This is a genomic window from Rhodanobacter sp. G2-10 (genome assembly GCF_055809185.1).
Window position 1 is genome coordinate 3,385,660 of the sequence record NZ_CM147900.1, and the last position, 11,937, is coordinate 3,397,596.

The 11,937-nt window shown below is 67.0% G+C and carries 8 protein-coding genes; 5 read left to right on the forward strand and 3 right to left on the reverse strand.

Annotation, left to right across the window (positions count from 1 at the left end):
- Positions 1 to 27: 27 nt before the first annotated feature.
- The gene (locus AC0L58_RS15300; RefSeq protein WP_473684897.1) at positions 28 to 912 is read left to right on the forward strand and encodes a DMT family transporter; all 885 of its coding nucleotides are present in this window, start codon (positions 28 to 30) and stop codon (positions 910 to 912) included.
- Between the two features lie 104 nt (positions 913 to 1,016).
- Here the strand turns inward: AC0L58_RS15300 and AC0L58_RS15305 are convergent, their stop codons facing one another.
- Together AC0L58_RS15305 and AC0L58_RS15310 are read right to left on the reverse strand one after the other, a co-directional pair.
- Positions 1,017 to 1,976: a pyridoxal-phosphate dependent enzyme gene (locus AC0L58_RS15305; protein ID WP_473684899.1), complete on the reverse strand. Its 960-nt coding sequence runs from the start codon at positions 1,974 to 1,976 to the stop codon at positions 1,017 to 1,019.
- Positions 1,973 to 2,989, reverse strand: a complete 1,017-nt coding sequence (locus tag AC0L58_RS15310; protein WP_473684901.1) for an aldose epimerase family protein — start codon at positions 2,987 to 2,989, stop codon at positions 1,973 to 1,975. The genes AC0L58_RS15305 and AC0L58_RS15310 overlap by 4 nt, the downstream gene beginning before the upstream one ends.
- 67 nt (positions 2,990 to 3,056) lie before the next feature.
- Between AC0L58_RS15310 and pepN the strand changes: the two genes are divergently transcribed.
- Positions 3,057 to 5,708, forward strand: coding sequence for an aminopeptidase N (gene pepN, locus AC0L58_RS15315; protein ID WP_473684903.1), 2,652 nt, complete (start codon positions 3,057 to 3,059; stop codon positions 5,706 to 5,708).
- 109 nt (positions 5,709 to 5,817) lie between these two features.
- Here pepN and AC0L58_RS15320 read toward each other — a convergent pair whose 3' ends face one another.
- Positions 5,818 to 6,003, reverse strand: a complete 186-nt coding sequence (locus AC0L58_RS15320) for a hypothetical protein (protein ID WP_473684905.1) — start codon at positions 6,001 to 6,003, stop codon at positions 5,818 to 5,820.
- A 614-nt stretch (positions 6,004 to 6,617) separates the two neighbouring features.
- On the opposite strand from AC0L58_RS15320, the gene mnmG reads away from it, so the two are divergent.
- From mnmG to AC0L58_RS15335, 3 genes are all read left to right on the forward strand, one after another.
- Positions 6,618 to 8,495, forward strand: coding sequence for a tRNA uridine-5-carboxymethylaminomethyl(34) synthesis enzyme MnmG (gene mnmG, locus AC0L58_RS15325; RefSeq protein WP_473684907.1), 1,878 nt, complete (start codon positions 6,618 to 6,620; stop codon positions 8,493 to 8,495).
- A gap of 73 nt (positions 8,496 to 8,568) precedes the next feature.
- Complete coding sequence (locus tag AC0L58_RS15330; RefSeq protein ID WP_473684909.1) at positions 8,569 to 9,354, forward strand: RDD family protein; 786 nt, start codon at positions 8,569 to 8,571, stop codon at positions 9,352 to 9,354.
- A gap of 152 nt (positions 9,355 to 9,506) precedes the next feature.
- A complete protein-coding gene (locus AC0L58_RS15335) occupies positions 9,507 to 11,822 on the forward strand; it encodes a Tex family protein (protein ID WP_473684911.1) in 2,316 nt (771 codons plus the stop codon).
- Positions 11,823 to 11,937: the final 115 nt, after the last annotated feature.

Here is an 11,937-nt window from a genome sequence, read left to right on the forward strand (position 1 = left end):
TGTCGCCTCCCGTTTGGCCTATCCCTGATGTCACCATCTTCGTCACCGCAGCGCGGCGCCGTGCTCGCCCTGATTGCCACCATTGCGCTGTGGGGCTACAGCTGGATCGTGATGAAGCAGGTGCTGGCCTACGCCGGGCCGTTCGATTTCGCCGCCCTGCGCTACCTGATCGGCGCGGCGGTGCTGTTCGGGGTATTGCTGGCGCTGCGGCAATCGCTGAAGCCGCCACCGTTGCTGGCGACCATCGTGATCGGTCTGTGCCAGACCGCCGCGTTCCAGGGCCTGGAGCAGTGGGCGCTGCTCGATGGCGGCGCCGGCCATGTCGCCCTGCTTGCCTACACCATGCCGTTCTGGGCGGTGCTGCTGGCGTGGCTGGTGCTGGGCGATACGCCAACCGGGCGCCACTGGCTGGGGTTGGCGCTGGCCGCCGCCGGCCTGCTGTGCATCATCGAACCCTGGCGCGCAATGGGCAGTGCAACGAGCACCACCCTGGCGCTGATCGGCGGACTGGCGTGGGCCGCGGGCACGGTATTGAGCAAACGCATGTTCCGCCGCCACAACCCCAGCGTGCTCAACCTCACCGCGTGGCAGATGCTGGTGGGCGGCGTGGCGCTGGGCCTGATTGCCCTGGTCGTGCCGCAGCCGCCGATCGTCTGGAACCTGGCCTTTGTCGGCGGCCTCGCCTACAGCGCGGTACTGGCCTCGGCGGCGGCGTGGTGGTTGTGGTCGATCGTGCTGCAGCGATTGCCGACCACCGTGGCCAGCGTGTCCAGCCTGGGCGTCCCGGTGTTCAGCGTGCTGCTGGCCTGGTGGATCCTGCACGAGCGACCGTCCGCGCTGGAAACGGTGGGCATCGTGCTGGTGTTGCTGGGTTTGTTCGCGGTCAGCGGCATCGGCGCGCGGCGGAGCTGACTACGTTGTAGGAGCGCACCCTGTGCGCGATGCCTTTTCGCGTGAATCGGAAATCGGTAGAGCTTTCGCGCACAGGGTGCGCTCCTACAGCAAAAGCGTGGCGTTCACCACGGCAGCGCGGCGAGATCCACGTTGCCGCCGGTCAGCACGATGCCGACGCGACGACCGGCGAAGCGGGCTGGCTGTTGCAGGATCGCGGCGAGCACGGTGGCGCTGGATACCTCCACCACCTGTTTCAATTCGGTCCAGATCAGCTGCATCGCGGCGATCACTTCGCTGTCGCTGACCGTGATCACTTGTACCTGATGCTGCCGCAGGGCATCGAGATTGGTGACGCCGATCAGCGCGCGCAGCCCATCGCACAAGGTGTGCGGCACGATGTCGGTGACACGCTCGCCACGGGTCAGCGATTGCGCCGCGTCGTCGGCACCTTGCGGCTCGGCGCCGAACAGCGCGATGCCGGGATTGACCGAATGGGCGGCAATGGCCGCGCCGCTGGCCAGGCCGCCGCCACCGACCGGGGTGAGCAGCGCGTCCAGCTCCGGTGCCTGTTGCAGCAGCTCCAGCGCCACCGTGCCCTGGCCGGCCATCACGCGGGTATCGGCATAAGGATGCACCAGCTCGGCGCCGGTCGCCGCTTGCACTTCCGCGCACATCGCCTCGCGCGCGGCCTGCGTCGGCGCGCAACGATGCAGGAGCGCGCCGGCGCGCTCGATCGCCTCGACCTTGGCCCGCACCGCGCCTTCGGGCACCACCACATGCGCGGCGATGCCACGGGTGGCCGCCGCCAGCGCCAGCGCATTGCCGTGATTGCCGGAGGAATGGGTAACCACGCCATGTGCGGCTTGCGCGTCGCTCAATGCCCACACCGCGTTGCAGGCGCCGCGAAACTTGAACGCACCGCTGCGCTGCAGGTGCTCGCACTTGAAATGGAGTTCGGCACCGCATAGCGCATCCAGTGCGGCGCTGCGCATGACCGGGGTGATCCGTGCATGCGGCGCGATACGCGTGGCGGCGGCGCGAATCTGTTCGATATCGGGCAGCCTGTCGATCGCCTTGTTCATGCGCTACCCACCTCGATGCCACAACGGAATGTTCGTTCGGCGCCGGGTTCCAGCCGGATCGCTTCGGCGCACTCGGGCCGATTGAACGCATCAGCCATGCATTCCATCGGCTCCAGGGCGATCGCACGGCGCGCGTCGCGGGCCAGCGTGTCGGCGGTGAACGCATGCATTACGCCGCGCTCCTGCCACACCGCCAGCGTCATGCCGCTGGCCGGGTCGCGCAGGTGCGTGCGCAGGCGGCCGTCGGTGTCGGTGGCCAGATCGGTGTAACCCTGGTCGAGGATGGAGTCGCCGATGCGACGGGGCTCGCGGAAATCCAGCGCGGGCGCGTCGTCCAGCGACACATAGGCGGCATCGCCCGGCAGCGCGATGAGGTCGGCGCCGGTGCGGATCAGGGTCTGCGCGGGAATTTCCAGTTGCCACTCGTCGACCAGACCATCACCGGGCATCCGGAAGTAGGGATGCCAGCCGAAGAAGCACGGCGCCGGGCTGTCGCCCACGTTGCGCATGCGTGCTTCGAGGCTGATGCCGTGGCGATCCAGCGTGAAACCCACGTCGAGATCGATCGCATGCGGATAACCCGGTCGCGGACGGATCGCGGTGGTGCGCAGCAGGGCCCGCGCCCGGCCGTCGTCCGCATCCAGTGCGGCGACGGCGAACTCCGTGTCGCGCACGAAGCCATGTCGGCTGGCACGCTCGCTGCCGACGACACCGGGGTCAAGATCCTGCGCGGCGCCGTCGAAACGGTAGCGTGCATCGGCAATGCGGCCGGCGAACGGCACCATGATGGCAAAGCGTGAACCGGGCCGCTCGCGTATCTCGTCGGCGCTGCGGTGACCGTCGGCCAGGTCATGCAGAGCGCCGGCAAACGGCACCTCCAACCCGAGTACGGCCGCTCCGCGCAGGGCAATGCACAGCCGCCGGCGATCATGCCGGTCTTGCAGCACGACGGTTGCCTCGTCGCCCAGACTCGAACGCTCGACACCGTACCGTGTCGCGGCTGATGCGGCCACCGGATTCTCCCGCGGTTAAAGGACCTCATGTTAGCCTGATCTGTCCCCAATCCAAGTCATGCCTCCCATGCAAGCAGTTCCTGAACAAAGCCCCTCGTTGATCCGGCTGCGCGACTACCGCGCGCCGGCCTGGCGCGTCGAAACGATCGAAATGGAGGTCGATCTCGGCATCGACGCCAGCGAGGTATGCGCGCGCCTGCAGCTGCATCGCGATCCGGCGCAATCGGCGCCACTCCGGCTCGATGGCGAGAACCTGCAGTTGCTGTCGATCGCGCTGGATGGCGCGCAGCTGCCGGCCACCGCCTACCGCTACGATGGCCGCGTGCTGGAAGTCGATGGCGTGCGTGACGGCAGCGTGCTGGAAACGCGGGTGCGGGTCCGCCCGGCGGCCAACACCGCGCTGGAAGGCCTGTACCTTTCCGGCTCGCGCGAGGCCGGTTTCCTGCTCACGCAATGCGAGGCCGAGGGTTTTCGTCACATCACCTTCTTCCCCGATCGCCCCGACGTGCTGTCGCGCTACACGGTGACCCTGCGCGCCGATCGCGAACGCTTCCCGGTGCTGCTCGCCGGCGGCAACCCGGACGGCGCCGGCGAGCTGGAAGGCGGCCGCCATTGGGCGCGCTTCGCCGACCCGCATCCCAAGCCCAGCTACCTGTTCGCGCTGGTGGCCGGTCGTCTTGAGCGGATCGAGTGCGACTATGTCACCGCCGACGGTCGCGCGGTGGCGCTGAAGATCTGGGCCGAGGCGGACGTGATCGAGCGTTGCCACTACGCGCTCGACGCGCTGAAGCGCGCGATGCGCTGGGACGAGCAGGTTTACGGTCGCAATTACGACCTGGACGTGTTCCACGTCGTCGCCACCCACGATTTCAACATGGGCGCGATGGAGAACAAGGGCCTCAACATCTTCAACGCAAAATATCTGCTGGCCGATCCGGACTCCAGCACCGACGACGAATACCGTCACGTCGAAGCGGTGGTCGCGCACGAGTACTTCCACAACTGGAGCGGCAACCGGGTGACCTGCCGCGACTGGTTCCAGTTGTCGCTGAAGGAAGGCCTCACCGTGTTCCGCGAGCAGAGCTTTTCGGCCGACATGAACTCCGCGCCGCTCAAGCGCATCGAGGACGTGTCGCTGCTGCGCCGCGCCCAGTTCCCCGAGGACGCCGGCCCGCTGGCGCATCCGGTGCGCCCGGCGCAATACAGCGAGATCAACAATTTCTACACCGCCACCGTGTACGAGAAAGGCGCCGAGCTGGTGCGCATGGTGGCCGGACGACTCGGCCCGGAAGGCTTCCGCCGTGGCATGGATCGCTACTTCGAACGCAACGACGGTCGCGCCGCGACGCTGGAGGACTTCCTCGGCGCGCTGGGCGAGGCCAACGACACCGATCTGATGCCCTACCTCGCCTGGTATGGGCATCCGGGCACCCCGCGTCTGCGCGCGCACGGCCACCACGATGCAGCGCGAAGCACATACACACTGACCCTGACCCAGCAGTCTCCTGCCAACGCAGGCAAGAGCACGCGCCCGCCGCTGCCGATTCCGGTCAAGCTCGCCCTGTTCGACCGCAATGGCGCCATGCTGCCGCTGCGGCTGGACGGATTCTCCGATGATGACGTGCGCGAACGCGTGGTGGTGCTGGACCAGGCCGAGCAGAACCTGGTGTTCAGCGGCATCGACGAGGCCCCGGTGCCATCCCTGCTGCGCGGTTTTTCCGCGCCGGTGATTCTGGAATGCGACTACAGCCCGGCCGAACTGGCCCTGCTGCTGGCGCATGATCCGGATGGCTTCAACCGCTGGGAAGCGGGCCAGTTGCTGGCCATCCGTGCCTACGAGAACCTGCGCGACGGTGCCGAGGTCGAGGCGCTGCACGCCTGGTGTGACGCGCTGGCAGGCCTGTTCCATGATCCCGAGATGGAATGCGCGCTGCTGGCCGACCTGCTCACGCCTCCGGGCGAGATCGAGCTGGCCGATCGCGAGAGTGTCGTCGATCCCGAACGCATCCACGAACTGCGCCGCGCACTGCAGCGGCAACTGGCCGAGCGCCTCGGTACCGAGGCCCTGGAGCAGCGCTATCGAGCCCTCGCTGCGCAAGCCACGATCGAGCTGGACGCAGCCAGTCAGGCGCGGCGCCGGTTGCAACGCCGGGTGCTTGAACTGCTGGAGCTGCGCGACACCGTGCTGGCCAGCCAACTGGCTGCGGCCCAGTACCGGCAAGCACCGGGCATGACCGATCGGCTGGCGGCGCTGGCCGTACTCGTGCGCGGGCCATCCGCCGAAGGCGACAACGCGCTGCAGGACTACCGCAACCGCTACGCCGACAATGCGCTTGCACTGGACAAGTGGTTTGCCGTGCAGGCGCAAAACCCCGGCAAGGTGGCCTTGCCTCGCGTGATGCGGCTTGAGAAGGATCCCGCCTTCACCCTGCACAACCCGAACCGGGTGCAATCACTGCTGGGAGCATTCGTGCGCGGGAATCCCAGCGGATTCCATCGCGTGGACGGCGCGGGCTATCGTTTCCTGACCGAGCGGCTGGCGGCGCTGGACGCGCTCAACCCGCAAGTGGCGGCACGACTGGCCACGGCGTTCAACGGTTGGCAAAGGCTGGAGCCGACGCGTCGTGCCCAAGCCCAGGCGGCGATCTCGGAACTGGCCGGCCATGCCGGCTTGTCGCGCAACCTGGCCGAAATCATCGGCAACGTGCTAAACCACTGATCTGCTGCGCGAGACGGCCTGGTTGCGCAGGGGCAGCCGGATTCAGCACGGCTGTTGCCCGGTCCGGGTGCGCGTGGCAACGCCACGCACCGGCACGGGATGCTTTCAATCAGACCGCCAGATGGTCCAGCGCTTCGAGCAGGCTTTCCATGCGCGACTCCAGGTCGGGCTGCAGCGAGTCGCGCTCGCTGGCTTCGTAGTCGTTCAGGTGATCCATCGCCATCTCCACTTCGCCAATCTCGACCAGCAGGTCGTGGTGCGGGTAGACGGGCTGGAAATCGAAGCTCATGTCCATGGCAATTCCTCGGTGAGTGGGTTGGTGATGGAGACGATGCATCACCCGTGCCAATGTGTGATCCTGATCACAACCGGCGGCCGGCGTCGCCGGCGACACTGACGCACCACGTCAGCTGTTGCCGCGACCCGGCACAAAGTCGCTTTTCAGTCACCCCTTGTTCACGCGCCAGCGGCGAATATCGAGTTCAAGTTTCACCGCAGTTCGCTGCGGCGAACGCCAGTATTTTCAGTTTCTGGCGCCCGGCAATACGGTCATCCTGGATTCCCCCTGTTCCTGAGACCGCCTGGCGCCAGATCTAACAGCACAAGGCCCCGCGCGCAGCACGCCGCGGGGCCTTGTCTTTTCAGGGGCGCGGCCCGCCCCGCCGCGAACGCCCGACCCACAAAAGACGACGGCACCCCGAAGGGTGCCGCCTTGCTACCTTTCACAGCACGCAACCGAGCCCCTGTCAGCCCGGCCTCAGCTCGCGCTCCGCGCGAAGCCTCTGCCCATGAAAGTGCAGGGCGGATAAAGCAGGATCCGTGCCAGAAAATCGAAAGCCTTGGAAACGACCGGATGGCGTTACCATAGCGCCCCGTTTTGTCACTTTTTGCTTGCTCAGGGCAATCCGAATGCGTCACCCAACCCACTACGACGTGATCGTGATCGGCGGCGGCCACGCCGGCACCGAAGCCGCGCTCGCCGCGGCGCGGGCGGGTGCGCGCACCTTGCTGCTGAGCCACAACATCGAGACGATCGGCCAGATGAGCTGCAACCCGGCCATCGGCGGCATCGGCAAGGGGCACCTGGTCAAGGAGATCGATGCGCTGGGTGGTGCGATGGCGCATGCCGCCGACCGTGGCGGCATCCAGTGGCGCACGCTCAACGCCTCCAAGGGTCCGGCGGTGCGCGCCACCCGTTGCCAGGCCGATCGCGGCCTGTACAAGGCGGCCATCCGCCAGATGGTGGAGTCCCAGCCGAACCTGGAGCTGTTCCAGCAGGCGGTGGATGACCTGATCATCGAAGGCGGTCGGGTCACCGGGGTGAAGACCCAGATGGGGCTGTCGTTCAACGCCCGCGCCGTGATCCTCACCGTCGGCACCTTCCTCGCCGGCAAGATCCACATCGGCCAGGCCCAATACGCCGGTGGCCGCGCCGGCGATCCGCCAGCGACCACGCTGGCGCAGCGGCTGCGCGAACTGCCGGTGGCGGCCGATCGCCTGAAGACCGGCACGCCGCCGCGCATCGACAGCCGCAGCATCGACTTCAGCGGCCTGCAGGAACAGCCCGGCGATACCCCGGTGCCGGTGTTCTCCTACCTCGGTTCGCGTGACGAGCACCCGCGCCAGGTCAGCTGCTGGATCACCCACACCAGCGAGCGCACCCACGAGATCATCCGCGGCGCGCTGGACCGTTCGCCGCTGTACAGCGGCCAGATCGAAGGCGTCGGCCCGCGTTACTGCCCGTCGATCGAGGACAAGGTGGTGCGCTTTGCCGAGAAGGACTCGCACCAGATCTTCATCGAGCCGGAAGGGCTGGATACCTTCGAGATCTACCCCAACGGCATCTCCACCTCACTGCCGTACGACGTGCAGCTGGCTCTGGTGCAGTCGATTCGCGGCTTCGAGCATGCCCACATCACGCGCCCCGGCTACGCCATCGAATACGACTATTTCGATCCGCGCGGACTCAACCCGTGGCTGGAAACCAAGGCGATCGGCGGGCTCTTTTTCGCGGGCCAGATCAACGGCACCACCGGCTACGAGGAAGCCGCCGCGCAAGGACTGATCGCCGGTCTCAATGCCGCCCGCACCGTGCGCGGCGAGGCGCCGTGGTTCCCGCGTCGCGACGAGGCCTACATCGGCGTGCTGATCGACGACCTCACCAGCAACGGCACCATCGAGCCCTACCGCATGTTCACCTCGCGCGCCGAATACCGGCTGCATCTGCGCGAGGACAATGCCGACCTGCGCCTGACCGAGAAGGGTTTCGAACTCGGCGTGGTGCCGCAGGCCCTCTACGACGCGCTGCGTGCCAAGCGCGACGCGGTCGACGGCGAAACCCGCCGCCTCGGCGCGCTGTGGGCAGCGCCGAACAACGCCCTGGGCAACGCGGTGCAACACGAGCTTGGCGTGATGGTGAGCCGTGAGACCAGCGCCATCGAGCTGCTGCGCCGCCCCGAGCTGAGCTACGCCAGCCTCACCGGCATTGCCGCGTTTGGCCCGCCGGTGGAGCGCGACGACGTGGCGGCCCAGGTCGAGGTGCAGGTGAAGTACGCCGGTTACCTCGAGCGCCAGCGCGAGGAGATCGAGCGCCAGCGCCGGCACGAGCACACCGCCATTCCCGACGGTTTCGATTACGACCGCGTGCGCGGCCTGTCGTCCGAAGTACTGCTCAAGCTCAAGCGCACGCAACCGGCCACGCTGGGCCAGGCCGCCCGCATCAGCGGGGTCACCCCGGCGGCCATCTCGCTGCTGCTGGTACATCTCAAGCGCCGCGACGCCGCCTGAGCCATTGGTCTGGTAGTTGGTCCGGGCGCTCTCGTGGCATCATGCGGACTTTGATCCGCACGGGGAGCAGGCAATGGAAATCTGGATCGGCCGCGACGGCGAGCGACACGGGCCATACAAAGAAGAAGACGTGCGCGAGTGGCTGCGCAGCGGCAAGGTCAGTCCGGAGGACCTGGCCTGGTATGAAGGCCTGGCCGACTGGCAGCCCCTTTCCGTGCTGTTCCGCGACGAAGTGCCTGCCGCCACGCCCGCAGCCGGCGCAACCAACCCCTACGCCGCACCGGCCGCCCCGCTGCAGGCGTTGCCGCAGACCACCGCCGCCGCGCTGGAGGATCACGCCGGTTTCTGGAAGCGGGTGGCCGCCTACATCATCGATGCGATCGTCCTGTACATCCCGAACATGCTCATCATGAAAGCCATGGGTGGCGATGCCGCCCAGGAAACCATGAAACAGGCGGTGATGGCGGCACCCGGCGACATGCACGTGATGATGGCGGCTTACCAGCAGTTCTACGCCACCATGGCCATGGCCATCGTCATCACCACCGTATTGGCGTGGCTGTATTTTGCCGTGCTCGAGAGTTCGCCCTGGCAGGCGACGCTGGGCAAGCTGGCGCTCGGCATCCGGGTCACCGACCTGCAGGGGCGGCGGATCAGCTTTCCGCGTGCGCTGGGGCGCTATCTTGCGAAGTACCTCAGTCTCATCATCCTGGGCATCGGCTTCCTGATGGTGGCCTGGACCAAGCGCAAGCAGGGTCTGCACGACATGATTGCCAACACTTTGGTGTTGAATGGTCGTGCCAGCGAGTTCAAGTCGACCCCGGCAACCGGCGGCAACAGCAACTCGTTCAGCGCCTGATCGACGTGATTCCCGAACGGCGCCGCGACGCATGTCGCGGCGCCGTTTTCGTGTCCGTCACCGACGCGAACGCACTCATGCACTTGGTATCATCGATGACTGACCCACACCCGGCGCACGCGAGTGTCGCCGCAGGAAATCGAAAGGCCTCCATGCAAAGTATCGAACAACGCATTGCCCATGACATCGCCGCAAAAACCGAACAGGTACGAGCGGCAGTTGACCTGCTCGACGGCGGCGCCACCGTGCCGTTCATCGCGCGCTACCGCAAGGAGGTCACCGGCGGCCTCGACGACACCCAGCTGCGCCTGCTGGAAGAGCGTCTGCGTTATCTGCGTGAACTGGAAGAGCGGCGCGCCACGATCCTGGCCAGCGTCGAGGAACAGGGCAAGCTCAGCGAGGCACTGAAGGCCGACCTGCTTGCGGCGGATACCAAGGCGCGGCTGGAAGACCTGTACCTGCCCTACAAGCCCAAGCGCCGCACCAAGGCGCAGATCGCCCGCGAAGCCGGACTGGAGCCGCTGGCGCTGGGCCTGCGCGACGATCCGACACGGACGCCGGAGTCATTCGCCGAAGCGTTCGTCGACGCGGACAAGGGCGTGGCCGACGTGCGCGCCGCACTCGATGGCGCACGCGCCATCCTGATGGAGTCGATCGCCGAAGATGCACAACTGGTCGGCGAGCTGCGCGACTGGTTGTGGGCGCAGGGCCAGATTCGGGCCAGGGTGGTGGAAGGCAAGGAGAGCGAAGGCGCCAAGTTCCGTGACTACTTCGATCATGTCGAGGCGATCGCGAAAATTCCCTCGCACCGCCTGCTGGCGCTGATGCGCGCCCGCAACGAAGGGGTGATCGAGCTGGAGCTGGCGCCCGCCAGCGACAGCGAGCAGGGTCACGCCGAAGCCGAAGGCCGCGTCGCGGTCCGCGCCGGCATCCATGATCGCGGCCGCGCCGCGGATGCGTGGCTGCGCGAAACCGTGCGCCTGACCTGGCGCGTCAAGTTGCACCTGCATCTGACCCTGGATCTGTTCGGTCGCGTGCGCGAAGGCGCCGAGGACGAGGCGATCCGCGTATTCGGCGACAACCTCAAGGACCTGATGCTGGCCGCGCCGGCCGGCGCGAAGACGGTGATGGGGCTGGACCCGGGCATCCGCACCGGCTGCAAGGTGGCCGTGGTCGACGCCACCGGCAAGCTGCTGGCCACCGACACGATCTATCCGCTGGAGCCGCGCCGGCAGTGGAACGAATCGCTGGTGTCGCTGGCGAAGCTCTGCAAGCAGCACGGCGTGGACCTGATCGCGATCGGCAACGGCACCGGCTCGCGCGAGACCGACAAGCTCGCCGGCGAACTGATCCGGAAGCTGGCCGAGGCGAAGCTGTCCAAGGTGGTGGTGAGCGAGGCCGGCGCCTCGGTGTATTCGGCGTCCGAAACGGCGGCGAAGGAGTTTCCGGAGCTGGACGTGAGCCTGCGCGGTGCGGTGTCGATCGCGCGCCGCCTGCAGGACCCGCTCGCCGAGCTGGTGAAGATCGAGCCCAAGGCGATCGGCGTGGGCCAGTACCAGCACGACGTCAACCAGATCAAGCTGGCGCGCGCACTGGATGCGCGGGTGGAGGACTGCGTCAACGCGGTCGGCGTGGACGTGAACACCGCGTCCGCCGCGTTGCTGTCGCGGGTGGCGGGGCTGAGTGCCAGCGTGGCCGAGAACGTGGTGAAACATCGCGATGAACATGGCCCGTTCGCCAACCGCAAGGCGCTGTTGAAAGTACCGCGCCTGGGCGACAAGGCGTTCGAGCAGTGCGCCGGCTTTCTGCGCGTGCCGCGTGGCGACAATCCGCTGGATGCCAGCGCAGTGCACCCGGAAGCGTATCCCGTGGTCGAGCGGATCATTGCCCAGTGCGGTCGCGAGGTGCGCAACATCATCGGCGACACCAGCTTCCTGCGCGGACTGAAAGCCGAACAGTTCACCGACCAGCAGTTCGGCGTGCCGACCGTGCGCGATATCCTGAAAGAGCTGGAAAAGCCCGGCCGCGATCCGCGTCCGGAGTTTGTCGCGCCCAGCTTTGCCGAAGGCATCGAGGACGTGAAGGACCTCAAGCCCGGCATGGTGCTGGAAGGTCGTGTCACCAATGTTGCCGCGTTTGGCGCCTTCGTCGACATCGGCGTGCATCAGGACGGACTGGTGCACGTGTCGGCCCTGTCGCACAGTTTCGTCAAGGATCCGCGCGACGCGGTGAAGGCCGGCGACATCGTCAAGGTCAAGGTGATGGAGATCGACCTGCCGCGGCAACGTATCGGCCTGTCGATGCGACTCGATGACGAACCGGGCCAGAGCCGTTCGCGACCGGCCAGCGGCGTCGACGACCCTCGCCGCGGCAGGCCAGGCTCGCGCCCGGCGGCAGCACCCAAGCCCGCTCCCGCGCCGGCCAACAGTGCCTTCGCCGACGCGCTGCTGCGCGCCAAAAAGCGTTGACCAAGCCGTTGTGCGGCAACGCAAATAGTTGCGGTGCAGCGCAACATGCGTAAACGTATGGAGTGGTTTACCGTAGCCCGGTCACGCCCAGACTTGTCCACCCTTGGAGTTCAAT